The following is a 25,521-nucleotide window of genomic DNA, read 5'->3' as shown; positions in this document are numbered from 1 at the left end:
CTAATTCTCCCTCTTATCCTGTGATTGCTCTGACTGGCGGTGCCAGCGCTGTGCCCATCGCTCAACGAGCCGGTTTACCCGGTCGCTTTGCTGATCTATGGGCATATCTGTAGAAGCGAGATTGCGAATCCACCAGGGGAGGGCTACCTGCGGCGCTGTTTGTTGCTCTGCAAAATAGGGTTTTTCTGGCGTGCTCCCCTGAGGCGTTGAGCCAACGGCTACGGCCTGTAAGGAGGGCGAGGTAACCTCTCGGGCTGAAGGATATGAGGCGGGTGCTGACTGCTTCTGCGCTTCGGTGGCATGTTCGGTCAGCGCCCGGATAATAGCATTGTCTTCCAGTGAAAGGGAGCGCTGTAAGCGGGCTGCCTGGGCCTGAAGCTGGGCTAGCTCCTGCTCGCGCTGTGTCAATTCGTTTTGAAGACGTCGTTTATTTTCTCGGTAATATAACCATTGCCTGTATTGTCCCATACCGTCTCTCTCGTTCAATAATACTACCTTTATTATACACGGGGCCAATATATGGGCAGTATAGCATGAGCAGTATTGATATACAAGAAAGCAGAATGTTCGCTAAACTGCTAGTAGACAGTTTCTTTTTCCATCTCGGTATCATGAGAAATACGTAAGAGAATACCGATAATGATGTAGTTTGCGAGTATTGAGCTTCCTCCATAGCTAAGGAATGGGAGCGGGATTCCGGTTAATGGCAGTAGCTTGATATTACCTAGCGTAATAACCAGTGTCTGAATCGCGAAAATACTGGTCAGGCCCCCGGCGAGGAGCTGCATAAAAGGGTCTCGTGCCGTAATAGCGATGCGAAAGCCCCGATACATAATCAGCGCATACAGGCAGATAAGCGCGAACAGGCCAATCAGACCGATCTCTTCTCCGATCCCGGTAAAGATCATGTCAGACTCAACGACCGGCACATAGGTCGGATGCCCGAGCCCGATCCCCGAGCCGAGTAGTCCTCCGCTGGCAATAGCCATCACAGCCTGTAAGATTTGTTGACCCTGGTTTTCCGCATAGTATTGCTGAGCGGGTGTCCAGTTTTGCCAGTGTACAATATCGAATGTCACCGTCCGAAAGCGGTTCTGGACGTAGCCGAACAGGTTATAGCTGATGATTGCCATTCCAACAAACAGGAGCAGGCTGACAACGGTATAAAGCAGGCGACCGCTGGCAAGGTACATCAGGCAGAGAAAGGTACAGTAGATCAGCAACGCCAGGCCGAGATCATGGACCATCAGGAAGATCAGCAGTGCCAGGCCAAGCATCATCACCAGCGGGCCCAGATGGCGCAGCGGTGGGAGATGCAGCCGTCCCAGTTTCATATATCCTTTCGCGATAATCTCTCGGTTCTCGCTGAGGTAGGCAGCAAAGAAGATCACAATAGTGATTTTCGCGAACTCGGAAGGCTGAAGATTAAATGGTCCAAAGCGCAGCGCATCACGAGCCGGGCCTGCATCGGAGTCCATGATACTCTTAATAACGGCAGGGGCAAGCGCGATAAAGCTTAATACAATCCAGGTATACTTGTAGCGCGAGAACCGGGGCAGATAGCGAAGCGCGATCATCGTCAAGCCACACGCAATCAGGCCAAGCAGAACCCAGACAAGTTGCTTGCTCCCAAGATCAAAGCCCTGATCGCGCCCGATACGGGTAACCATCATGACGCCGATACCGCTGAGCAGGCTGACCAGTGGCAACAGAAACTGATCCGCTTTTGGGAAGAAGATGGTGAGCAGAATATGCATCACAAAAAAGGCGACGATCAGACCGAGCGCTGGAATCAGGCCCTGCACGGTCGGGAGGATCTTCGGGTTATAAGCTGAACGTGGGTCAATATGCTCGATCACGTTGTTCGCGATAAAAAGCTGTGTCATGATCAGCAGCAGAATAAGGGCGGGAAGAATGAACAGACTCAGCTCTGTCCAGCGATACCGCCTGAGCACACTTTGCTTTTCGGGCCGTGTTCTATACTTTGTTCGGAGCTGGCTCTTCATCATGGCTCATACCTGCCTCTCTGATAAATACGGTGCGCCTCTTTTCCGTTTTTCCCTGTTATTATATCAACAAATTATATATTCTTGATCGAAAGAATTACCCGGCGTGAAAGAGAAAAACCGGGAGAGGAAATCCCTTCCCGGTTTATCACGAACTATCTGATAGAGAGGTAAAAGGGGTCTAATATGAACTTTCCGCTTCAACCTCTGTATTATGGGAAATGCGGAGCAAGATGCCGATAATGATATAGTTTGCGAACAGTGAACTCCCACCCTGACTCAAGAAGGGAAGAGGAACACCGGTCAATGGCATCAACTTGAGATTTCCCGCGATAATGACCAGCGTTTGAATCGCGAAGATGGTCGTCAAACCGGCTGCTAGCAACTGACTGAACGAGTCACGCGCCTTCATGGCGATATGGAAGCCACGATGAATGATCAGCAGATAGAGGCCGAGGATCGCAAAGAGACCCATCAAGCCAATTTCTTCGCCCAGACCGGAAAGCATCAGGTCCGACTCGACTACCGGAATGAAGAAGCGTCCCGCTGGATGACCAAGCCCGAACCCCTGACCAAAGAGGCCACCGGTGCAGAGACCGATCAGTCCCTGCATGATCTGATAGCCGGGATCATCCGCGAATGCAACCTGCTCTGGTGTCCATTTGTCCCAGTTCACAACATCAAAGCCAACGACCGCAAAGCGATTTCGCACATAGCCTAGCAGCATATAACCCACAAAGCCCAGCACGAAGAATGCTCCCAGACTGACCAGCACATACATCAGGCGGCCACTGGCAAGATACATCAGACAGAGGAAAGTGCTGTAGATTAGCAGAGCCAGACCGAGGTCATGGACGACCAGGAAGATTGCCAGCGCGATGCCAAGCATGGAAACCAGTGGGCCCAGATGGCGTAGTGGCGGCAGACGTAGATTACCGATCCGCATAAAGCCCTTTGCCAGAATATCGCGTGTCTCGCTGAGGTAGGCGGCGAAGAAGATCACAATGGCAATCTTTGCGAACTCCGAAGGCTGGATTTTGAAGGGCCCAAGACCGAGCGTGTCGCGGGATGGTGCGTCTCCGGCGAGTACGCCTTTGATAAGTGCTGGAAGCAGCAATGCCAGCGTGATCAGTGCCCAGATGTATTTGTAGCGCGAGAGCTTTTGTGGTACACGCAAGATGGCGACTGTGGCGCAGCACAAGCCAAAACCAAGCAGCGCGTATAAGAACTGGTTGGTTCCCAGACGCGGGTTATGTAGATCAGGGCCCAGGCGGGTGGCCATCAGCACACCAATGCTGCTCAGGAGTCCGGCCAGCGGAAGGAGCACTTGATCTGCCTTCCGAAAGAAGAGATTCAGCACGATATGAACCACGGCAAAGGCGCCGATCAGACCGAGCGCCGGAATCAGTCCTTCAAGTGTTGGAAGCTGTTGCGCCGTCAGTGGTGAACTGGCATCACTGGCGTTTTTCAACGAGTTGGCAATAAGTAATTGTGTTGTGATAAGGACGATAATGAGGCTAGGGATAATAAACAATCCTAGCTCTTTCCAACGATAGCGGCGCGGTCTATCGGGTGAATGACTTGCCATCTATCTACACCTCTCTATCTACACGAGCTAAGCGTTTCCTGTTGCACTGCTTTTTGATCGGTCTAAGAATTTCTGTGGATCGGAGCGCGCATAAGCTCTTTTTCAGGCGCCTCGGCGGAGGAGAGGGGACGAGTTCCTGATCCTCCCGAATACCTGTGCCTTAAGGGCGGCTCAGGTCTACTGGGTCAGCTTAAACTGGATGTAGCCGACGCTGATAATATCCCCGGCCTTCGCGGGGAGTGGATCACGTGCCGGTTGGCCGTTGACATAGGTGCCGTTCGCGCTACCTGCGTCCTGAACGTACCATGTGCCATTACGGAACCACATGCGGGTATGCTCTGCTGAAATGTACTGATCTTGAATAGGAATCGTGTTTGTCGGGCCGCGACCGATATTGGTCTGAGGCTGAAGGGCGAAGCGTGTTCCGGGCATTAGACTGGTTGGGCCGCTGTTCACCACAACAAGATGGCCCCAGATGCGCCCGGATGGCTCCGAACTCCCCTCACCGGCGGCTGCATTTTTCTTGAGATCGCGCGTAATCGCAATAACTACCTGCATCAGAAACAGGTAGAGGAGCACAACCAGCAAAATGCGCAATATCAATAAAAAAGAGTCTATTTGTAAAGCCATAGGGCGGAGGTCTCACCTTCTCTCGAAGTAGAAATCATAGCTGCCGATGGTAAAACGGTCACCATTGCGCAGAACATGTTGGCGCATATTCGGTATGCCATTGATCGTGATACCGTTTGTGCTACCGAGGTCAAAGATGGCAAAATTGCCGTCGGGTTGATACTTTACCTGAGCATGATAGCGTGAGACGCGTTTATCTTCAACAATGATATCGTTACTGAGTTGGCGACCAATATTGACGACCGGTTTTTCGATCCGATAGACTTGCTGGCCTGACTGGGGTAGACGGATGGTGAGTCGTGCGGGTGGCACCGCAGCCGTCTGCTGTACCCCGGGCATAGAAGGCGGATTATTCCCCGCGGGCGGCCCATAGTGATTGGGGCTGCTGGCCGGAGTCGGAGATTGAGGAACTGGCGGTTGTTGCGGGGAAGAGCCCCCGAACTGGTTTTGTGGCAGGGCGGCACGAATCTGAGCCAGCTGTTCGGGAGAAAGGGCCTGTGTTGCCATCAGACCGTCACCTCCTTGCCCGTCACCCATCTCCACTTCAACGCGAATCTCGCCGGGGCCCATTGAGCTTTCAGCGTGCAGGCGAATAATCGGCATTGTGCGCAGGGTATAATGGTGGCGTCGCGCGTACTCGACAAGATGATTTTGCCAGTCACGAACCAGCATGGCCTGACCGGGAGCGAGTTGCTGGTGATCTTTGATGCTCAGGTAAATGTCATAGACATTCGGGGCGAGGCGACGTCCCTCGCCCTGAAGCAACGTATTGTCATCCAGCGCCCGCTCAAGCCGCCGCTCAATCTCCACCGGTTCCAGACGGGACGGAAAGAGACGCGCGAACGGACGCTCGATCAGGCGTTGCATAAACGCTTCAAATTTATTTAATGGGTTCTGGCGAGCTTTCAATTGCTCACCCTCCTGGCTGTTAATATCTGCCGTGCCTGCTGAATATCAGTGGAGAGCTGTGTTTTGAGCGCTTCAATGCCTGCAAATTTCTGCTCTCCTCGCAGGCGGGCAATAAAATCGATCCGAATTTCTTTATCGTACAGATCAAGCTCAACATCCAGTAGATGCGCTTCGACCTGGCGCACCTTTCCGTCAAAGGTCGGTCGTAAGCCAACATTGACTGCTCCGTTATAAACGGTGGAGGCCCCCGCTTCGTCACCACCGGTACTTTTGACTACGCGGACATACGCGGCGTAGACTCCATCAGCCGGGAGCAATTTCTGCTCGCCAGGGCGGACATTTGCCGTCGGGAAACCGAGGAGGCGACCGCGTTTATCTCCATGGAAAACGACGCCGCTTACCTCAAATGGATGTCCGAGGAGCGTGTTAGCCTCGACGATATTTCCTTCTTCGATGAGCTTCCGAATGCGGGTACTGCTGATGCGCTGCTGATCATCTTCCTGGAGCGGAACCGGAGCTACCTCAAATTCATGCTGTTGCCCGTACTGTTGCAGAAAGGCAACGTCTCCCATACGATTATGGCCGAGTCGGAAATCCGCACCGACTACCAGCCCCTTGATGGTGAAGTGCTGACGCAGGTTGTCCATAAACTCCTCGGCGGTCATTGCCGCGACTTCAGGTGTGAAGTGAACAACAATTGAGTCAGCAACCTTGCCATATTCACGGGCAAGGGCGAGCTTTTCATCAAGCGTAGAGAGCAGTTGGAGGTGGACGCCGGGCCGAACGACTTCAAGCGGGTGAGGTGAAAAGGTAACCAATACCGGTTTACTGCTCAGCTGTTCTGCCATGACGCAGAGGGTGTGCAGAAGATACTGGTGACCCCGATGAATACCATCGAAGTTCCCTATAGTAATAACGATAGGTTCGGTTTGTGTGAGCGTTGTTGTATATTCCATATATATTTTCAAAGTGGCTTCCAGAAGAATCTCTTGGAAATGCCGTACCCTATTGTGTTAAATAATGTTGCCTTTAGAGTACTCCTATAGTACCACAGGCTATTTTTGTCAGCAATAATCGTAGCCATAGCAGACATTCAACAACGCTCAGCGGACTGCTTGAGGCTGCATCCTGTTTCAACTTTGCAGAGGGAGAAGCCTGGCTCTCACAAGTCCCGGGCGTGGTGACGGTGCTGCTTGCCGTCTGCTCTTTCTGGCTGTCTTCTTATCCTTGATTACGTTTGGTTGTCACAAAAAGTTTGAATTTCGGGATCAGGCCGTGACGAATACCTTGACTGGTTGCCAGGTGCACTGCTCACTATTCCAGGAGGCTAGTGCAATAAAGCGGCCATCTGGATCATACACGCGTGCCAGGGGCGTTTGTGTATGGGGGAGGGCCGGATAACGAAAGGTGTTTCCATGCAGAACACGCTCTGCTGTCTCCGCATCCAGCGTCAGTCCGGGAAAATGCCGCACTGCGCTATCAGCAGGAAGCAGATACTCCTGAAGTCGGTTTTCTTCTATCGCGGAGGCCAGTGCTTCGAGTGTCACACTTTTGGCCAGAGTGAAAGGACCGCTGCGGGTTCGGGTCAGCGAGGAAAGATGTGCCCCATAGCCAAGATACTCGCCGAGATCATAAGCCAGTGAGCGAATATAGGTCCCCTTGCTGCACTCAACTGCCAGCATCAGGGTAGGAGGTGTCCATGCAAGCACATTCAGATGATAGATCTCGATCGGGCGAGGTTGTAGCTGCACTTCGGAGCCTGCACGCGCCAGTTTATAGGCGGGTTGTCCTTGAAGCTTGATTGCCGAATAGCGCGGCGGAAGCTGCTGCTGTTTCCCCAGGAAATGGGGGAGAGCGGCCTGTATCTGTTCCAGCGTGAGCGTAGAGGCATCGGCAGTGCGGAGAACCGTCCCCTCCGTATCATAGGTATCGGTCACGGTACCAAATGTAATCCCGGCCTCATAGGCCTTGCCGCTTTCACTCAGGTACTCGGCGACGCGTGTGGCCTGGCCCAGACAGAGCGGCAGAACGCCCTGTGCCATCGGGTCCAGTGTGCCAGCGTGTCCGACGCGCTTCTGTTTGACAAGCCTGCGTACTCGCGCCACAACATCATGAGACGTCATGCCTGTTGCTTTATTGATAACAAGAATCCCATCCATGACAGCCCGCTGCTCCTCTTTCCTGATCGCTATTCGTCGTCGCCTTCGCCGATGGCTTCTTTCAAGAGCGCGACGACCTCGGGAATGGCCTCTTCCAGTGGCTTATAAATCGTTGCGCCAGCGGCCCGGGCGTGGCCTCCGCCTCCGAGGCGCATACAGATATCGGCGGCGTTTACCGGCTCATAGGTACGCAGGCTCAGGCGGGTTTCACCCTCTTCGTAGCCTTTGAACAGAGCACCAACCTGTACGCCTTCGATATCGCGCAGCATCCCAACACAGCCGCTATCCATCTCGGTTGTCGCGCCGGTCTGCTCAAGCATGTCTTTCGAGATATAGGACCAGACCAGACGACCGCCACAGGCCACCTGTGCTTTCGCGATAACCTCGGCCTCAAGGCGCTTCTGGGCCAGGGGATGCGTGCGGAAAATAGGTTTCACCGATACTTCTGGAACTGCGCCTGCATTCAGCAGCACTGCGGCAGCCTCCAGCGTTCGGGCAGTCACATTTGAATACTGGAACGAACCGGTATCTGTGATGATGCCGGTCAGCAGGCATTGTGCCGCGTCTGTATTCAGGGGGAGCCCTGCCTGTTGCTGGAACAGGACAAGCAGCTCAGCGGTCGCGGCGGAGGCCACATCGATAATGTTGACCTGTCCACAGCCACTGCTGGTCAGGTGATGGTCGAGGTTGAGGACGCGGGCCCGCTCAAGAAACGCGCTGTGCCGTTCGTAGATGGCTCCATACCGATAGAACTCGCCTGCGTCCAGGGCAATGACCAGATCAAATTGTTCATCGCCGAGCGTTGTCTGTAGCTTCTCGATGCCCGGAAGAAAGTGAAACGCGCGCGGGGCTGGATCGGCGCATACAGGAACGCATTCTTTCCCGAGCAGGGAGAGTATATGAGAAAAGCCCAGAATAGAGCCGAGCGCATCGCCGTCGGGGTGCTCATGGGCGAGTAAGGCGATCCGCTGTGCTGGCTCTATCAGGGCCATTGCATTTTGCACAAGTTCTGGATTGAGTTGTTGATCTAATGGGGTAGCTGTGGGAACGGTTTGCTGACTCATTCTTCCTCTGTCTTTGATTGTTGCGTCTTCTCCTGCTCTTCGCGTTCAATCTGGTTGATCAGAGCAAGGACCCGAGCGCCTTCTGCTATCGAGTGATCGAGTTTGAAGGTGAGTTCCGGGACATGACGGAGCACGAGGCGGGAACCCAACTCGCGACGCAAGAACCCGGTTGCGTTCTTGAGACCCTGGATCGTTTTCTGCTGTTCTTCCGGAGTACCCATAACGCTCACCATGATTTTGGCCTGACGTAAGTCGCCGCTGACATCTACGTGGGTGATGCTGGCGAAGCCGACGCGCGGGTCCTTTACCCGGGTGCGCAACAGATCACTGATCTCTTCGGCAATCAGTTCCGCCAGTTTTTCCTGTCTATGTGTATTTGGCATAATGGACCCTCTTCAACTCCATGATACGAGCAGCGTGGAATGTTCCTGACCGTCATCAGTTCGATTCCACGCTTCTGTTCTGTACGATATTGTATCGGTTGCTTATGCGCCGGGCTGGACTTTTTCCTGTGTAAAGGCTTCAATGATGTCGCCAACCTCGATGGCGTTGAAGTCGTCAAGCACGATACCGCATTCGTAACCGGTATGAACTTCGCGAACATCATCTTTACCACGACGAAGAGAACCAATCTTGCCTTCGTAGACCTTCTCACCCTTGCGAAGAACGCGAGCCTGTGAAGAGCGCGTCACTTTACCGTCGGTGATACGGCAACCGGCAATCTGCATATTGCGTCCGGCCTTAAAGGTTGCCACGATCTCGGCGTGACCCTCAATAACCTCACGGTACTGTGGCTCAAGCATGCCCTTCAGCGCGTTCTCGATATCCTCAATCATCTTATAGATGATGTTGTAGTGGCGGATATCGACGCCCTCTTTGGCAGCCTCACGCTGTGCTGCATCATCGGTCTTCACATTAAAGGCAATGATGATGGCGCCAGAGGCAGCCGCCAGATGGACATCTGTCTCGGTCACATTACCGACACCCTCGCGGATCAAGCGGACCTTCAGGTTCTCGCTGCTGATCTTCGAGAGCGAGTTCTTCAGTGCCTCGGCAGAGCCCTGCACGTCACTCTTGAGGATGACGTTCAGTTCCTTGACCGCACCCTCCTGTAGATAGAGCGTATCCAGGCTGACCTGATTCAGGTTGGCCTCCTGCTTGCGGCGCTCGGCCTCTTCAGCTGCGCGCTGCTTGGCGCTCTTCTCATCGGGCATTGCTTCGACACGATCACCGGCCTGTGGCACTTCGGGAAGACCCAGAATGCTGACCGGGGTGCTCGGTGGCGCTTTCTGAATGCGCTTGCCTCGATCGTTGAACATGGCACGGACCTTACCAACAATCGGGCCCACAACAATATGATCACCCATTTTCAGAGTGCCATCCTGGACCAGCACGGTTGCAGATGTGCCGCTGCTCTTCTCCATCTTGGCTTCAATGATGGTACCGACTGCCAGCTTGTTCGGGTTGGCCTGGATATCCTGAATTTCCGCGACCAACAAGATGTACTCAAGCAGTTCGTCGATGCCTTCGCCCTTCTTGGCCGAGACCGGAACACAGACCGTTTCACCGCCGTACTCTTCAACAACAATGCCGATTTCGGCCAGTTGCTGCTTAACGTGATCGGGGTTTGCTCCCGCCTTATCGATTTTGTTCAGGGCGATGATAATAGGCATATTGGCAGCGCGGGCATGGTCGATTGCCTCGCGTGTCTGTGGCATGACGCCATCATCGGCAGCGACGACAATAATTGCAATATTAGCGACCTGTGCGCCGCGAGCCCGAAGCGAGGTAAAGGCCTCGTGGCCTGGTGTATCCAGGAAGGTGATCTTCTTCCCGTTGATCTCAACCTGATACGCGCCGATATGCTGTGTGATACCGCCGACTTCGCCCGCGGCAACCTTCGTCTTCCGGATTGTGTCCAGCAGCGTTGTTTTACCGTGGTCGACGTGTCCCATAATTGTCACGACAGGAGGAACGACAACCGCGTTCTTGTCCTGAATCGGGGGTTTCTGGATTTCTGGTGCGACGACGGGGCGTCCCTGTACCGCATTCGTAGAGACCTTTGCCTCCTGTGGCTCAAAGCCCAGTTCTTGCGCGACAAGGACGGCCTTATCATAGTCGATAACCTGATTGATGTTCGCGAAAATGCTATGACCGATCAGACGACGAATGACTTCATTCGGCGTAACCTCCAGTAACTCGGCCAGATCCTTCACCACAATCTGTGGTGGAATCGTGACCGGGCCGCCAGCGGGTTTCTCCTTTACCGGAGCGGCGCGACGTTCAGCCGCTTTATGTGCTGCATTCGAGCGAGAGGCTGGACGCGAGGTGGCTGGTTTACTCGGTCGACTGGTCCGTGTTCCGGCTGTCGGCGACTGGGTTGCCTGACCACCGCGAGCACCTCTAGTCGGCTGTGCAGTGCCTGTTTTCCCAGAGGGTGCAGGCCGCCCACTGGTCGCAGTGTTTCCTGCTGTTCGGGTTGTCTGCCCGCGATGGCCTCCGTGGGTGCTAGTGGCAGGACGCTGCGCGTGTGTGCTTCCTCTTGAATGTGCAGGACGGGCAGGCGTTGGGCTTGTGCCCTGATGCCCTTCTTTGCTTCCACTCTGGGTGCGTGTCGCGCCCTGGGAACTGTTGGAAGGACGCCGCCGCGTCTGTGCTTTATTCTCGTGTTCCTGGCTGCCTGGTGTTGTGCTCTCGGCTCTTGCGCGTGGCTTCCGGGTATGTGTCTGTTGTGTCGTCTTCGGTTTAGCCTGCTCAGTGCCTTCTGTGAGTTCAGACGTATCTCTCATGAAGAAGACTCCCTCCTATCATCTGCTGCGCCTTTAGGCGGCGGAAATCTCTCTTCACAGCCATGAAAAAGGTCTGTCACCCTTCTTCCTTCTCTTCAGCATTTTCTGTAGGAGAGGGGACAGACCCTCGTTGGTGCAGTGCCAGGCATGTTTTTAGTCTGCGCTCTCTGGCGTAGAGGCTATGCTTATTGAATCATAGCTGATCGCTCCGCAAACATTCGCTGATACAACTGCCCTGTAAAACGAGGGGCTGTGTCTCTAACAAGAGTAGAGATAATACAATACATTATTTCGTTTCAATTCTTGTCCGACCGATAGGTCAGAGCGTCGTATTGAAAACGTCCCTTGTTCTTTTTCGACCTTTGTTCTGCTGGAAAAGAAGGGACGATCAGAAAACAACCATCGAGTAGTGGCGGCCTTTTGTTTCCAGATGCCGGTACATTGCTATCTGTGTAAGAACGGTGTGAGACAATGTGGCAGCCAGCTCAGTAAAATCTTCTATCGGATAAGATATCCCATTTAGTATAGAATACTGATGCAACCTTTGCAAATGGCAGCAGAAAGCCGCCACTTGCAAGCGTTTGCGTATTACAACTGAATGATATACCGATACTACACAGTATACAGGTTTCGCGTGGTATTGTCTGAGGTTCTGGTACTTTTTTACGAGTTCGTGCTGCCCGTTGATACCGTTTGCTCTTTCGGTAGGGTCGCAATGAACTCGTTGAGCCCGGCTTTATCTTCTTCCGAGATGCTATCGACCTTGAGAACCTGCTCGATTCGTCTGGTTTTCATTGCCTGTTGCCAACAAGAGAGACGAGCGCACAGATACGCGCCTCGGCCCGACTTCTTGCCCGTCGCGTCGATCACGACCTTTCCTTCTGGCGTGCGCACAACACGCAGAAGTTCGCGCTTCGATTTGGTCTCGTGGCACGAGACACAGGTGCGCATTGGTATATGCTTCCGCGGTTTTGCCTGTTTCCCCTTTGTCATGCTGCTCCGCTCCCTATTTCTGGCTGCGAGAACGGCTTCGCTGACGGCGTGTTGTCACCGCCTCATCCTCAACCGGTTCCTCGTAGACTTCGCCCTCGGCTGGCTTCACAACATCTACCCGCCAGCCCGTCAATTTGGCTGCCAGACGAGCATTCTGCCCATCTTTTCCGATTGCCAGCGAAAGCTGACGTTCGGGTACCGTGACGATGGCAGTATGATCGGACTCGCGCAGCTCTACCTTCAGCGGCTTCACCGGGCTGAGCGAGTTGGCTACAAAAGTTGCCGGATCTTTATCCCACAGGATAATATCAATCTTCTCGTCGTTCAGTTCGCGCACAATATTATTGATGCGCGAGCCGCGTACACCCACGCATGCGCCGATCGGGTCCAGTCCTTCCTGACGGGAATGAACTGCCACTTTGGTGCGGCTTCCCTGCTCACGGGCAATTGCCATAATCTCAACAGTGCCTTCGTAGATCTCAGGCACTTCGGCTTCAAACAGACGTCGTACCAGATCTCGATGGGTGCGCGAGGCCAGAATTTGCAGGAGTCGTCCCTGAACCTTCCGAACATCATAAATGTAGACGCGAATACGCTGGCCCGGGCGGTAGCGCTCTGTCGGGACCTCTTCGCTGACTGGCATCAAGCCTTCGACCTTATCTACTTTATCAAGGTCAAAGTCGATGACCCAACCGCGGTTAGCGTCCTTTCGGGTGAGCGTGCCCAGGCGTATCTCTCCGACCCAGTTCTTGATCTGATCGTAGAGATGCTCATGCTCAGCTTCGCGAATGCGTTGTAAAATGACCTGTTTGGCCGTCTGGGTAGGGATACGCGCGAAGATGAATGAAGAATCTACGTCGACGAGTTGTCCGAGGGCTGCATTTGGGATTAAACGCTGTGCCTCTGCCAGAGAAATCTCTTCATTGGGGTCTGTGACCTGGGCAACGACGCGCTTTGACGCCCATACATGGACTTCACCGTTTTTATCAACCTCGATGCGTACATTCTCGCCTCCACCGAAGCTTTTGCGATAAGCCGCTAACAGGGCGTTCGCTACGGTCTCCATAACCACTTCGCGGGGTAGTCCCTTTTCGGCAATCAATTGTGCAATTGCCGCCTGAAATTCGCTCCTCATGTGCCTTACTCCTCCCGCTGGGTGCCCAGTGAAACTAGTTCAATTTGTTCGTGTGCAAAAAAAGCCTCTGGCAAACAGAAAAGTGGGGGGCACCCACTTTTCACAAAAACGCTACTCTATTCTGAAATAATTATAGCATGTAGATCGCTATTTGGCTAGTGGAAAACCTGTCTTTATCCGCCTCGATGTACATTTATCTTTTTCGTTCTCATGCTCGGAGTCGGGGGAATATCGGGAGCAAGAAGCTGCTTCTTCTTCGGGCTTGCGTAGTATATAACAGTCGGAACTTCCGTTTTATTCCTTTGTCTGTCTTTCGTTTATCTCTTGTAGAAGAGTGGTGACTGTATGTGGTAGCGATTTGTACCTGTTGTTTTTGAGAAAGTCTTCTTTATAATAAAAAAGAGGAATACGAATAAGAAAGAGCAGTTTTATGATGCAGCAACATCCGTTTGGACAAAGTCAGGTTGTGGTGACGCGGCAGGGCCCGGGATTTCTCTTGCGTGCGGCCTGGTTTCTGCTACTTGGCTGGTGGCTCGGGCTGTTCTGGCTCTGTGTCGGGTACCTTCTCTGTCTGACGATTCTTGGCTTGCCGTTTGGCCTGATCATGCTGAACCGCTTGCCGCAGGTGCTGACGTTGCGCCCTGTGACGCAACAGGCGCACGTAGTGGCAACCAGCGGCGGGGTGTTTGTGCATACTGGAGAGGTGTCGCAGCATCCTTTCTTGCTACGTGCGCTGTACTATTGTCTGATTGGTTTCTGGTTCGGAGCTCTCTGGTCCCTGGTAGCCTTTGTGTGCTGCATTACCGTGATTGGCTTACCGCTCGGGTTACTGATGTTTGATCGCCTGCCCGCCGTTATGACCTTGCGGCGCAACTAACGGTCACACCTCAATTGGTCGGTGCATCACGACATGAGGACCGATGCCAGGTAGCTCGAAAACCTCACCGAGCTGTTGAAACCCGTAGCGTTCATAAAAGCCTTTGGCGGTGATGCGCCCGTTACACCAGATCTCGCCGGGCTGCCCCTGGGCGGTAACATAGGCAATCAGAGCGGTAAGAATACGCCCGCCGATGCCCTTTCCCTGCTGCTCAGGGGCGACTGCCATCCCTCGAATCCGCCAGATATTCCGGTTGGTGGTGCCGTCTTGAGCCTCACGAAAGATTGAACCGATTCCTATTAACTGATCCTCGAAAAAACATCCTGCATGGAAGCTCGTTTCATCGGTATCATGTGGGTAGGCGCATGCTTCAAGCGCTTGATGGGGGCGAAGCACGCGCTGGCGCAGTGGGTAGGTTTCCTCTGCTGAAATAGAGCGAATCTGTAACATATGGGGTCTCCTGTAACGATAGAATAGGTTCAGTATAGCCTGGCGAACGGGGAAAGAAAAGCCTGCTGACAGAAGCCGTTCTGATAATGTGATATACTCCTGAATGAAGGATTCCAGGCAGGGAACAAAGAAGTCCCTTTTGCTTCGAGAAATCATGAGAGAGTGCGAAGAGCCGGTGTTACTGGCTGAGAGCGCATTTTCTGTTGACGCATCTGACGTCATGAAAGGAGTACAGGAGCATGGCTGTGATAACCGTCAGTGAAGACGAACGAGACTTAATAGCGGCGATCCGTGAGATTGCGGAGGAACGAGTTGCTCCGCGTGCCGCCGAAATAGATCACACCGGCGAATTCCCCTGGGATATGAAAGAGCTGCTTGCTCATCACGATATTTTGGCGATGCCTTTTCCCGAAGAGTATGGTGGCCTGGGGTCCTCTGAACTGGCGATTACGATGGCTATTGAAGAGCTTTCACGCTGTTGCGCTACTACTGGCCTGTTACTGGCTGTTCAACAGCTTGGCTCAATGCCGATTTTGCTAGCTGGCAACGAGAAACAGAAGCGTACCTATTTCCCGCGTCTGGCAAGTGGTGAGTGGCTGGCGGCCTTTGGTCTGACCGAGGCCGGCTCCGGCTCCGATGCGGCTGCAATGAAGACGGTCGCTGTGCGCCAGGGTGATAAGTATATTCTCAATGGTTCAAAGCGCTTTATCACGAATGGCGGCCTTGCCCAGGTCAACACTGTTTTTGCGATTACCGATCGCGAGAAGGGCACGCGCGGCATCAGCGCGTTTATTGTTGAGAAAGAGTATCCCGGTTTTTCTGTTGGACATGTTGAGGATAAGATGGGGATCAAAGGTTCTCAGACGGCTGAGCTGATCTTTCAGGATTGTGAGGTGCCCGCCGAAAATCTGATCGGTGAAGAGGGACAAGGCTTCAAGATTGCGATGATGACTCTGGATCGGACCCGGATTGGCATTGGAGCGCAGGCGCTTGGGATCGCCCAGGGCGCACTGGAGCTGGCAATCTCTTATGCCAAACAGCGTGTGCAATTTGGGCATCCGATTGCCGATAATCAGGGCATTCAGTTTATGCTGGCTGATATGGCAACAAAGGTTGAGGCCGCCCGTTTGCTTGTGTACAATGCTGCCGCGATGGTTGATCGAGGTGAGAAGAACTTTAGCAAGTATTCCTCGATGGCAAAGATGTTTGCCTCTGATGCCGCGATGGAAGTTACGAATGATGCAATCCAGATTCTAGGTGGTTATGGATACATGAAGGAGTATCCCGCCGAACGGATGATGCGCGATGCAAAGATTACCCAGATTTATGAAGGAACGAATCAGATCCAGCGTCTGGTAATCGCGCGGTCGTTGCTTGCCGAGTAAAGAATGCGAAACGCTGCGGGGTACAAATCGCCTCAGGCTGTTTGTGCCCCCTTTTGTTGAAAAGGGAGAAGGCTGGCTCATGGCATCATTTAATTTTGATACACTGGCACAAATCTATGACGCGACGCGGGGCTATCCTGAAGAAGTGGCCTGTCAGATCGCACAGAAGCTTGTTCGGCTCGCGGGCAAGCCCGAGCAGAAGAAATGGCTTGAAGTCGGCATTGGAACCGGCAGGGTAGCTATTCCACTGGCAGAACAAGGACTCTATTGTACCGGCATCGATATTTCCACTAATATGCTCGATCGGCTGGAGCAGAAACTGAAGCAACGTGGCTGGCAGGCTGTGGCATATCCCTGGGGAACGCTGGAAGATGAGCGTGTGGCCTCTATTCCCCGGGTGGTGCGCTATGAGCATCCTGAGCTGGTAGCGGCCTTGCGAGTTGCGCTTGCTGATATGACCGCAATCCCTTTTGAGTCAGGCTCGTTTGATGTGCTCCTCGCGATTCATGTCTTCCACCTTGTTGATGGCTGGCAACAGGCGGTACGGGAGTGTTTACGTGTGCTGCGTCCAGGCGGAGTATTTCTGCGTGCCTGGGATGAGTCGGTTCCTTCGGATATCAGCAAGATTGCCGAGACCTTCTGGCGCATGGTTGAGGAGCGTGGCGGCAAGAAGAGCCTTCAGGCATTAGAACAGAAGCCTCAAGTTGATGCCTTCCTTGAAGAGCTTGGCTGGCATTCAGAGGAGGATAGTTCATTTACCTGGGTGCAGGCAACAACGCCTCGCCAGGAACTGGAATCATATCTTCAACGGCAATGGTCGTCGCTCCGGCGGATTCCCGATGAGATCTTTCAAAGCGTGATCGGACCGCTGGAAGAGTGGGCCTACTCTTACTATGGGGAAGGGATCGACACTGTACGCAAGTGTGAGGAGCGCTTTGTTGTGAGCCGGAGCGTATGGAAGTCGTGATTCTGATTGGTTTGCAGGGTGCGGGGAAAAGCACGTTTGCGCGTACTGTGCTTCAGCCTGAGCCAGAGACATGGACCTATATCAGCAAGGATCTGTTCCCGAACAATCGACGGCCCGCGCGACGCCAGCATGTGCTGCTGGAAGAGGCACTTCGCGAGGGGCGCTCTGCGCTTGTCGATAATACCAATCCGACGAAAGACGATCGCGCTGATGTGATCGCGCTTGGGAAGCAGTATGGTGCTGAGATCATCGGTTACTGGTTCACTGCCAATCTCAAGAGTTGTCTGAAGCGGAATCAGCAGCGCAGTGGTCGCGCGCAGGTGCCTGATGTCGCCCTGTTCAGCACCGTGAAGAAGCTGGAACCGCCAGCATATAGTGAGGGCTTTGATGCCCTCTTTTGTGTGCAGACAAATAGAGATCTCACGTTTACCGTTTCCCCTCTTTAGCCGCTGGAATACTTCGTTCGCTGTATAGTATACTGACCGATGCAATTGGTTTTTTCGTCTTCCCCTGAAAAAGAATTACGCTGGAAGGGGCTTTTTTGCTTTTTCCTGGATGAGATCTTTCCCCTCTTCAGTCTCTGTAGATCGTTGTCTGTTTTTGATCCCTGTTTTCCCCTTTTACCGAACAAGATAATATTCTTCTTGGCCCGCCGCTAGAGCAGGATCGTCTAAAACGGGCGGTTCACGCGGCGGTGATGGAGCATGATGTTGTTGGCCTTGAAACCGGGCTGGCGACCCCTGTTGGGGTGAGAGGTGTCAAGCTATCAGGGGGCCAGATCCAGCGAGCGGCTCGTATGTTTGTGCGAGATGCTGAGTTGCTCGTCTTTGATGATCTCTCAAGTGCGCTGGATGTCGAGACGGAGCAGACATTATGGGAGCGGCTTTTTGAGCAAGCACAAACAACCTGCCTTGCGTCGCGCTGATCATATTCTGGTGCTGAAGGCTGGGCAAATTGAGGCTGAAGGAACGCTGGAAGAGCTACTGACACAGAGCAGTGAGATGCAGCGCCTCTGGTTCGAGACAGACTGACGAAAGCGGTTCCCGCAAACATATCTCTTGCGGGAACCTTTCGGTTATGAGGTTGGCTGTTTGTCTGTGGCCTCGGGAGCCGTCTGACGAATCAATACTTTGTCGATGCGGCGTCCGTCCATATCCATAATTTCGATTGAGATATTATCGATGGTCAGTTTATCGCCCACCGCCGGGATTTTCCCCATATGGGTAAGGATCATGCCAGCCAGTGTCTTGTACTCGACCTTCTCATCGGGCACGGGGGGCATATTGAACTTTTTCCTCACAAGTTCTTGATCGATCATTGCATCCACAAGCCAACTGCCATCTTCACGCTGAACAAAACCGCTTTCTTCTGGCTGGTCATACTCATCCTGAATCTCGCCAACCAGCTCTTCAAGCAGGTCTTCAAGCGTTACCAGACCGGTTACCTGACTGTACTCATCGATGACAATTGCCAGATGGATGCCTTTGCTGCGGAAGGTTTGGAGCAGATCATCAACGTGCTGATATTCTGAGATAAAGAAGGGCGGACGCGCCAGCTTGACCAGATCAACCGGTTCATCCTTTGAGCGGGCTCGCAGCAGGTCTTTTGCATACAGTACGCCGACAATGTTATCGAGCGTCTCTTCATAGAGCGGCAGGCGCGTATAGCCCGAACTGAGGAAGGTTTCAATCACGGAGTCAAAAGGCGTACCAACCTCAACGGCAACGATCTCTGTGCGTGGTACCTTTACTGAGCCGACCGAGCGATCAGTGAAGCGAAACACGCGATTGATGAACTCTTCTTCGCGGCTCTCAACGGTTCCGATCTCTGCTCCCTCACGTGCGAGGTATACAATATCCTCTTCGGTGATCTCCTGCTTACGCGCTGTCTGCTGACCGACCAGGCGCAGTACAATGTTAGCTGTCACTGTCAGGAAGGCAACAATTGGGCTGGCGATAATCGAGAGGCGGCGCATAATTGGGGCTGCAATGGTGGCGATTTTTTCGGCCGATTGCAGGGCGATACGTTTGGGAACCAGCTCACCGATCAGCAGCGAGAAGTAGGTAATCAGTACAACAACAATGCCGAGGGAAATCGGGGCGGCATATGGTTTCGTGGATGGGAACACCTGAACCAACCAGCGAGATAACCAATCACTGATACTCGCGCCTCCATAAGCCGCGGAGAGCGTACTGATCAACGTGATACCCACCTGAACGGTTGCAAGGAAACGGTCCGGGTCTTCTGCAAGGTTAAGCGCCTCCTCAGCGCTCTTCTTCCCTGCGTTTGCCTGTTGTTGCAGACGACTGCGCCGCGCCGAAACGATTGCAATTTCGGAGGCGGCGAAGAAACCGTTTGCCAGTATCAAGACAAAGATGATGATAACCTCTACTATAGGGAAGCCGGGCATGTGCTTTTACGTCCTTTATTTGATATTCCAGTGTTATGCTTGAGAATCATGCAGTTATCTTATGGAGTATATTCTAACATAGCCTGACAGCATGTGAAAACGCCAGTGACGATAGGTTTTGCTTTTCGCAAGCCTCAACCTGCCAGGATTTGATCTTCTTCCCTTTCAACTGTCTTAACCTATTGATACGGTTTTACGTTGTACAACAGGTTTGATAGCTTCAATGGAGAAAGAAGTATGTCTGTGAATCTTTTTCTCATAGCCGGTATATTCCTGATTGGCAGTATCATTGCCCTCTTTATGGGATTACGTACATGATTTACTCCTCAGATGCAGTTCTCTCTAAAAACAGGAGCTAGAGGAATGGAATCTTCCACAAGGGCAGTATTCCATGCAGGTGCTTATGAGACGGGTAACTGAGATATGGCAGGCCATTTTCTCTTCACTATGGTTTGGGCTGGCTGGCTCTGCATGGCGCTGGCTCTTCTCATGCTGGCATGGAAGTCTGAACAGATGCTATACTCGGAACTACTCTATCTGGAACTTGTCCTGTTTATGGGGGGTGGATATGGTGTCGGGGTGCTTGTCGGAATCATACGCGTACGCAAATTGAGCCGCTCGGCTGTTGCCTATAGTGATCTGCATCGGCGAAAGGTAACCGATATCCGTTCAGTGCTGTTCCCTCTGCTCATTGGGGCTCTGATCGTCTATACGATCTTGCTCACAGTGCTCTATCTGCCCTATTTGAAGTCAGGAGCAGAGCTGAATGCGGGGGTTCTGGCATGTGCCATTGTACGGCTGGGGCCTGGTGCTGATCCCTGCCGGGATGCTGCTTCTTGTGGGGCTGGTTGAGCTCCTGATCTCCTTGATTGTGCGTGGGGCTCGTTTGAATCTGACGCCTGATCCACAGCAATCTCGCCGTCTGGATGACTGGTTGCGGCATCGCTTGATCGCTGCTCTGACTGGACAGGAGTTCCTGCTTCTCTCGGGCCTGTTGGCAGCACAATGGCGTTTGCTGGTGCAGAGTGAAGGGATAACCGTGCCGGATTGGCTCAGCGTGATAGGGGTGGCAACCTGGTTGATCTCACTGGTTCTGTTACCTGTCAGTTGTCTCTTTGTGCATCTCTTTCGTAGAGGGCTTGGTGGTCGGCTGACGGATGGAAGCAAAAAGGAGTAATTGATGATGGACTCATTGCCACTTCTCGTCATTCATCATGATAGTTCAGTCGCACCCTATGAGCAACTCAAAGAGCAATTGAGAAGGGTGATAGCATCGGGCAGCATGCGGGCCGGAGAGAAGCTTCCACCTGTTCGTCAATTCGCCCGAGATCTGGGTCTGGCTCCTAATACAGTCGTGCGAGCATATCGGGAACTCAAGGAAGAAGGTTGGATCGAGCTTTCTGTGGGAAAACGAGCGAGAGTTGTATCTGTGCCGCCCGTGCTGCCCCTGGAGGAGCGGCAGCAACGACTGAGCGAGGCTGTGCGTGAGCTGCTGATTTCCACACAGCAGCTCGGGATCTCGCTAGAAGAGCTCTATGCTGAAATCGAGCATCAGGTTCAGTCCTATAATCCGTCTGCAAGGAAGTAGCGTTTTTCTAGCCTTCGGCAAATCTTACATAAGACAATTTTGAAGAGGAGATAGAATCCGGGCGAAAAAAGACCATATGCGCGTTCGTCTGACGTGAATTCGGCTGTAATTCTGAGCAAAGGGCAGTGGAAGTGGCTTCCCGTATACTGGATACTGAAAGCGATACACGAACCGGACAAGAAGCATAATCCTTTGTTTCTGTTCGTAACTAGCCGCTCAACATGGGGAAGCAGAAAGCCGCCGGAGCAGGGACGTCCCGGCGGCTTTCTATTGTTTCTGTTCGTCTTTGGGCTATCTGGCTCTAGATGGTAGCAGGTCTTCTGTTGGATGTCTCTTTCTGGTCGATTGCTTGAACCAGAATCTCCGAGATATCCTCAACCTGAAGCTTCTCCTCAGCCTCAACGCCTTTGATGCCATCCTCAAACATAGTGATACAGAAAGGACAGGCAGCAGCCAGCACCTCGGCTTTGGTGTCCAGGGCCTCGTTCACGCGGGTCTGGTTGATGCGCTTGCCTATCTTTTCCTCCATCCAGGCTCGCCCGCCACCGCCGCCACAGCAGAAGCTCCGATTGCGGTTGCGCTGCATCTCAACGATGCCATTATTGTTCAGTACAGTCAACACGCGGCGCGGCTCATCGTACACATCATTGTAGCGACCGACATAGCAGGGGTCATGATAGGTGAGCTTGCGCTTATCAAAACCCTCAGGAAGCTCAAGCTTGCCATCTTCTACCAGCTTATTGATGAACACGGTATGGTGGACCACATCGTAATCACCACCGACCTGCGGGTACTCATGCTTGATGGTGTTGAAGCAGTGGGGGCAGGCGGTAATAATCGTGCGATGTTTGGGAGGGCCTGCGTGCTCGTCTGCGGGTGGCAGCGACTGATTGAAGCCGTAGCTATTGAGCGTCTCCACGTTCTGTTGCGCTTGCATATACCACAGATATTCGTGGCCGATGCGGCGTGCGGGGTCGCCCGTACAGCTTTCTTCAGGGCCAAGAATAGCAAAGTTGACCTTTGCGGCTTTGAGCACCTTTGCAACCGAGGTTGCCACCTTCTTGTTGCGCTCATCGAATGAGCCCATACAGCCAACCCAGTAAAGTACATCGGCATCGGGATTCTCAGAGAGCAGCGGAATATCCAGGCCAGCGGCCCACTCGGCGCGTTTGTCGTTACTGATCTCCCAGGGATTGCCGTTGCGCTCGATATTGTTAAAGAGGGAAGTAACCTCTTGCGGGAACTCGCTTTCCTCCATCACGAGGCTGCGGCGCATGTCAACGATTTTGGGCACATGCTCGATCGAGACCGGGCAGATCTCCATACAGGCCATACAGGTCGTACAGGCCCAGAGCGCCTCTTTTGAGATGATACCGCCAACCATTGGTTTATGATGAGCTGCCTGCTCATCTGCCGTCTGATCTTCCTTCACGGCAGCGGTTCCATATTTGTCGTAGATCGTCTCGCGGCCCAGGATCTCACCGCTGCGGACAAAGAGAGCCTCTTTGACGCCTAGAATGATCTCTTTCGGGTAGAGAGGCTTGCCGGTATTGGTGGCAGGGCAGACCGTGTTACAGCGACCACACTCCGTACAGGCATAGCCATCGAGGAGCTGTTTCCAGGTGAATTGCTCCACCTTCGAGATGCCATAATCCTCTCGCTCTTCCAGATTCTCGATCGGCGGGAGTGCGCCCTTCGGTTTATAGCTCTGGAAGAAGACGTTAAACGGTGTTGCCAGCAGGTGCAGGTGCTTGGAGCGTGGCAAATAGATCAGGAAGGCAAGCACGATCAGGACATGAACCCACCAGAGAAAGCGATAGGCGTTGATACTGGCCTGATCTCCGGCCAGACGGAACAGCGGGTAGAAAAACTCACCGAGTGGGGTCCAGGCCGTACCGTGTGTGGCGCTATACTCGAAGCCCTCGACCAGGGCAAGGGTCAAGATAACCAGAAAGATCAACCCTAGAATGATATAGCCATCCCAGGGGCCATGCAGGAAGCTTTGCAGTTGTTTGGGATGAAACACTGCGCGCCGGATAGCAAAGATGACCAGGGCCGCGAATACCAGAACGAGGAAGCTATCAAGAATCCAGGCGAACACATGACTCTCACCGACGAATGGCAGCGAGAGATTGAATGCATTCAGTATGAGATCCAGCAACCCGATCTGGATCACGATAAAGCCCCAGAAGGTAAAGAAGTGTGCTATTCCAGGGATAGGGTCGCGCAATACACCGCTCTGCCCGAGAACGCCTTGAAAGATCGAGCCGATTCGGTCATCGATGCGGTCGAAGCGGTTTTCTGGACGCGCTTTTACCAGCAGCATAACCAGCTCGCCGGCTCGCCAGGCAAAGAGCCCCAGGGCTGCAACCAGTACGACAAGAAACAGGGCGGTGCCGAGCCAACCCCCGGTAGGTGAAATCGGTGGGGGCGTCATGGTATGGAACCTCCGTCTAGACTTCGGACGGGCGGTTTTCGGAATGCTTTCGCGAGAGCATCGGTCGCCCGTACAAAAGCGCTCAGTCCTCTTTTTCAAGAACTCTCTTCACGACGCCTGGCGACCACCCCGAAAGCGGGGAACGCGTCAGCATCGTTGGTGACGTGGGTAAAAAGTGCTTGTAGAGGGTACCTTTCTCTCTGGAAAGGCACCCGCATTGTCACAGAAGCGACTACGCTTTGCGTTTCTTCACTTCCTCTGTCAGTTGGGGCAGAATGGTCAGCGCATCGCCAACCACGCCAAAATCTGCCACTGAGAAGATAGGCGCATTCTCGTCTTTGTTTATGGCAACGATAAACTTTGAGCCTTTCATTCCTGAGAGATGTTGAATCGCGCCGCTGATGCCCGCTGCAATATAAAGCGTTGGCTTGACGGTCTTTCCCGTCTGGCCGATCTGATAGCTATAGGGGAGCCAGCCAGCATCGACAATGGCGCGTGTTGCTCCGGGAGCGCCTCCAAGTGCTGCCGCCAGCTCTTCAACCAGATGATAATTCTCGGCTTTACCCAGGCCACGACCGCCACTGACAATCACTGCGGCATCTTCGAGGGCTGGTCCTTCACTGGCAACCTCGACCGTATCGATGACCTTGATCGCCTGGGCTTCGGTGCTGATTGTGGTCGTGAGCGTCTCAACTTCAGCGGTGCGCCCTTCGTAGCGCTCCAGTGCGAAGGCCTTCGGACGGACCAGCACAATACCGGTTCCCTGATAGGGATGAGTCGCGGTGACAAGATTCTCACCACCCCAGGGCACAGTGACCTTCAGGCCATCATTCTCGAAGTTCAGATCAGTGGCGTCGGTAATCAGGCCGATATTGTTGCGAACCATCAGGCGTGCAGCGATATCGCGCAGGTTATAGGTGGTTGCCAGCAAGAGTAGATCGGGCTGATGCTGCTTGAGAAGATTACTGACTGTCTCAACGGCGGGCAGGGTCAGATATGTGTCATAGGTTTCATCGGCGTGGACATAGACCTTCTCAGCTCCGTACTGCCCAAGTTCCGGAGCGATCTCTGCTGCGGCTGCACCAAGCACGATCGCTTCTGCACGGCCCAGTTTTGCAGCTTTCCCGAGCACTTCCAGCGAAGAGCGGGCGGGCTTTCCATTTTCGAGTTCGATCAGAACCCAGATTGTGTGTGCCATCTGCTATTCTCCTTTCGCTGGTTCCTAAAGCAACTGGTACCGCTGCAAAAAGTCAGCGATCTGCTGAGCCGCAGTGCCATCGTCCTTGATAATCTGTCCTGCCGCACGGGCCTCGACCTGACCAATGCTCAGAATTTTCTCGCGGGCTCCCTGCTCACCTACCTGCGCCGCGTCAAGACCCAGATCCGCCAGCTTCAACTGACTGAATGGCTTGCGCTTTGCACTCATAATACCCTTCATGGTCGGGTAAATAGCCTCAAACGAGCCACTGGCGATGGTGACGACAGCGGGCAACTGACATTCAACGGTTTGATAACCGGACGGAATCACGCGTTTGATGACGGCTTTCGTGCCTTCTACCTTGATTTCGCGGGCAAAGGTGAGCTGAGGAATGCCCAGAAACTCCGCGATTCCACCGGGTACCATGCCGGTATAGCCATCGGTACTCTCGGTCGAGCAGAACACCAGATCCGCCCCCTCTTTTTGGATGACGGAGGAGAGGACGCGAGCCGTTGCCAGCGCGTCAGAACCTGCCAGCGCGTCATCTGTGACCAGAATGGCGCGGTCGCAGCCCATAGCCAGGGCGCGGCGCATGCCTTCCTGAGCGGAGGCGGGCCCCATGCTCAACGCGATTAATTCGCTGTTACCAATGGTGTCACGAAGTTTGATTGCCGCGGAAATAGTACTCTCGTCGCCAGGATCGAGAATGAGGGATACGCCTGTGCGTACGAGTCGTTTGGTGTTCGGGTCCAGTTTACTGACCGTGGTATTTGGGTCAGGCACCTGTTTTATACAGACAATAATCTTCATCGTTTCTGCGCCTCGTCTATTGTTGATGTAGGACGTGGGAGACAAGGAAACCGCGTTGTTTCCTTCGGTTATACTATTGTACCTGTCTGAAAAAGAACGTGTCAACGTTGCTAGCTAACGCGCGAA

Annotated in this window: 24 protein-coding genes and 1 pseudogene; 8 read left to right on the top strand and 17 right to left on the bottom strand. The window is 53.4% G+C overall.

Going from position 1 to position 25,521, the window contains the following annotated elements; all coding sequences use genetic code 11:
* From KTH_RS18070 to nusA, 12 genes are all read right to left on the bottom strand, one after another.
* On the bottom strand, window positions 1-468 hold the full coding sequence (locus KTH_RS18070) for a hypothetical protein (RefSeq protein ID WP_111318652.1): 468 nt from the start codon (window positions 466-468) through the stop codon (window positions 1-3).
* Window positions 469-578: 110 nt separating this feature from the next.
* The gene (locus tag KTH_RS18065; protein WP_246046310.1) at window positions 579-2,009 is read right to left on the bottom strand and encodes an FtsW/RodA/SpoVE family cell cycle protein; all 1,431 of its coding nucleotides are present in this window, start codon (window positions 2,007-2,009) and stop codon (window positions 579-581) included.
* Window positions 2,010-2,187: 178 nt separating this feature from the next.
* Complete coding sequence (locus KTH_RS18060) at window positions 2,188-3,594, bottom strand: FtsW/RodA/SpoVE family cell cycle protein (RefSeq protein WP_111318651.1); 1,407 nt, start codon at window positions 3,592-3,594, stop codon at window positions 2,188-2,190.
* Between the two features lie 177 nt (window positions 3,595-3,771).
* A complete protein-coding gene (locus tag KTH_RS18055) occupies window positions 3,772-4,224 on the bottom strand; it encodes an FHA domain-containing protein (protein ID WP_111318649.1) in 453 nt (150 codons plus the stop codon).
* 12 nt (window positions 4,225-4,236) lie between these two features.
* Window positions 4,237-5,133, bottom strand: a complete 897-nt coding sequence (locus KTH_RS18050; protein WP_111318647.1) for an FHA domain-containing protein — start codon at window positions 5,131-5,133, stop codon at window positions 4,237-4,239.
* The gene (locus KTH_RS18045; RefSeq protein ID WP_111318645.1) at window positions 5,130-6,089 is read right to left on the bottom strand and encodes a bifunctional riboflavin kinase/FAD synthetase; all 960 of its coding nucleotides are present in this window, start codon (window positions 6,087-6,089) and stop codon (window positions 5,130-5,132) included. Before KTH_RS18045 ends, KTH_RS18050 begins: the two co-directional genes overlap by 4 nt.
* A 312-nt stretch (window positions 6,090-6,401) precedes the next feature.
* Entirely contained in the window at window positions 6,402-7,292 is an 891-nt protein-coding gene (truB, locus tag KTH_RS18040) for a tRNA pseudouridine(55) synthase TruB (RefSeq protein WP_111318643.1), read from the bottom strand.
* A gap of 29 nt (window positions 7,293-7,321) precedes the next feature.
* Window positions 7,322-8,356: a DHH family phosphoesterase gene (locus tag KTH_RS18035; RefSeq protein WP_111318641.1), complete on the bottom strand. Its 1,035-nt coding sequence runs from the start codon at window positions 8,354-8,356 to the stop codon at window positions 7,322-7,324.
* Window positions 8,353-8,739, bottom strand: coding sequence for a 30S ribosome-binding factor RbfA (rbfA, locus tag KTH_RS18030; protein ID WP_111318639.1), 387 nt, complete (start codon window positions 8,737-8,739; stop codon window positions 8,353-8,355). Before rbfA ends, KTH_RS18035 begins: the two co-directional genes overlap by 4 nt.
* A 102-nt stretch (window positions 8,740-8,841) precedes the next feature.
* Window positions 8,842-11,145, bottom strand: coding sequence for a translation initiation factor IF-2 (infB, locus tag KTH_RS18025; RefSeq protein WP_111318637.1), 2,304 nt, complete (start codon window positions 11,143-11,145; stop codon window positions 8,842-8,844).
* Window positions 11,146-11,808: 663 nt separating this feature from the next.
* Window positions 11,809-12,138: an RNase P modulator RnpM gene (rnpM, locus tag KTH_RS18020; RefSeq protein WP_111318635.1), complete on the bottom strand. Its 330-nt coding sequence runs from the start codon at window positions 12,136-12,138 to the stop codon at window positions 11,809-11,811.
* Between the two features lie 13 nt (window positions 12,139-12,151).
* Entirely contained in the window at window positions 12,152-13,273 is a 1,122-nt protein-coding gene (gene nusA, locus KTH_RS18015) for a transcription termination factor NusA (protein ID WP_111318633.1), read from the bottom strand.
* A gap of 430 nt (window positions 13,274-13,703) precedes the next feature.
* Between nusA and KTH_RS18010 the strand changes: the two genes are divergently transcribed.
* On the top strand, window positions 13,704-14,150 hold the full coding sequence (locus KTH_RS18010) for a YccF domain-containing protein (RefSeq protein ID WP_211326004.1): 447 nt from the start codon (window positions 13,704-13,706) through the stop codon (window positions 14,148-14,150).
* A 3-nt stretch (window positions 14,151-14,153) separates the two neighbouring features.
* Here the strand turns inward: KTH_RS18010 and KTH_RS18005 are convergent, their stop codons facing one another.
* Entirely contained in the window at window positions 14,154-14,600 is a 447-nt protein-coding gene (locus KTH_RS18005; RefSeq protein WP_170142306.1) for a GNAT family N-acetyltransferase, read from the bottom strand.
* Window positions 14,601-14,839: 239 nt separating this feature from the next.
* Here KTH_RS18005 and KTH_RS18000 point away from each other — a divergent pair, with 239 nt between their 5' ends.
* From KTH_RS18000 to KTH_RS17985, 4 genes and pseudogenes are all read left to right on the top strand, one after another.
* Entirely contained in the window at window positions 14,840-15,985 is a 1,146-nt protein-coding gene (locus KTH_RS18000; protein ID WP_111318629.1) for an acyl-CoA dehydrogenase, read from the top strand.
* Window positions 15,986-16,064: 79 nt separating this feature from the next.
* Window positions 16,065-16,952 (top strand): class I SAM-dependent methyltransferase, encoded by an 888-nt coding sequence (locus KTH_RS17995; RefSeq protein WP_111318627.1) that lies wholly within the window; start codon window positions 16,065-16,067, stop codon window positions 16,950-16,952.
* A complete protein-coding gene (locus KTH_RS17990; protein ID WP_111318625.1) occupies window positions 16,940-17,398 on the top strand; it encodes an ATP-binding protein in 459 nt (152 codons plus the stop codon). Before KTH_RS17995 ends, KTH_RS17990 begins: the two co-directional genes overlap by 13 nt.
* Window positions 17,399-17,574: 176 nt before the next feature.
* Window positions 17,575-17,983: pseudogene (locus tag KTH_RS17985) on the top strand (ABC transporter ATP-binding protein); the annotation flags it as partial.
* Window positions 17,984-18,027: 44 nt separating this feature from the next.
* Here KTH_RS17985 and KTH_RS17980 read toward each other — a convergent pair.
* Window positions 18,028-19,362 (bottom strand): hemolysin family protein, encoded by a 1,335-nt coding sequence (locus KTH_RS17980; protein ID WP_111318619.1) that lies wholly within the window; start codon window positions 19,360-19,362, stop codon window positions 18,028-18,030.
* 447 nt (window positions 19,363-19,809) lie between these two features.
* Between KTH_RS17980 and KTH_RS17975 the strand changes: the two genes are divergently transcribed.
* The 3 genes from KTH_RS17975 to KTH_RS17965 are packed head-to-tail and all read left to right on the top strand — an operon-like array spanning window position 19,810 to window position 20,950.
* Window positions 19,810-20,214 carry a hypothetical protein gene (locus tag KTH_RS17975; protein WP_211326002.1) on the top strand — a complete coding sequence of 135 codons (405 nt, stop codon included), beginning with the start codon at window positions 19,810-19,812 and terminating at the stop codon, window positions 20,212-20,214.
* Entirely contained in the window at window positions 20,147-20,539 is a 393-nt protein-coding gene (locus tag KTH_RS17970) for a hypothetical protein (RefSeq protein ID WP_211326001.1), read from the top strand. The genes KTH_RS17975 and KTH_RS17970 overlap by 68 nt, the downstream gene beginning before the upstream one ends.
* 3 nt (window positions 20,540-20,542) lie before the next feature.
* The gene (locus KTH_RS17965; protein WP_111318613.1) at window positions 20,543-20,950 is read left to right on the top strand and encodes a GntR family transcriptional regulator; all 408 of its coding nucleotides are present in this window, start codon (window positions 20,543-20,545) and stop codon (window positions 20,948-20,950) included.
* A gap of 301 nt (window positions 20,951-21,251) precedes the next feature.
* On the opposite strand, the gene KTH_RS17960 is transcribed toward KTH_RS17965, so the two are convergent.
* The 3 genes from KTH_RS17960 to KTH_RS17950 form a co-directional block, all read right to left on the bottom strand.
* A complete protein-coding gene (locus tag KTH_RS17960; RefSeq protein ID WP_497620326.1) occupies window positions 21,252-23,387 on the bottom strand; it encodes a heterodisulfide reductase-related iron-sulfur binding cluster in 2,136 nt (711 codons plus the stop codon).
* Window positions 23,388-23,619: 232 nt separating this feature from the next.
* Window positions 23,620-24,585 carry an electron transfer flavoprotein subunit alpha/FixB family protein gene (locus KTH_RS17955; protein ID WP_111318609.1) on the bottom strand — a complete coding sequence of 322 codons (966 nt, stop codon included), beginning with the start codon at window positions 24,583-24,585 and terminating at the stop codon, window positions 23,620-23,622.
* A gap of 24 nt (window positions 24,586-24,609) precedes the next feature.
* A complete protein-coding gene (locus tag KTH_RS17950; protein WP_111318607.1) occupies window positions 24,610-25,395 on the bottom strand; it encodes an electron transfer flavoprotein subunit beta/FixA family protein in 786 nt (261 codons plus the stop codon).
* Window positions 25,396-25,521: the final 126 nt, after the last annotated feature.

It is taken from the genome of Thermosporothrix sp. COM3, from assembly GCF_059696735.1.
The sequence above is the reverse complement of the archived record's forward strand: the minus strand, read 5'-3'. Positions and strand labels throughout refer to the sequence as shown.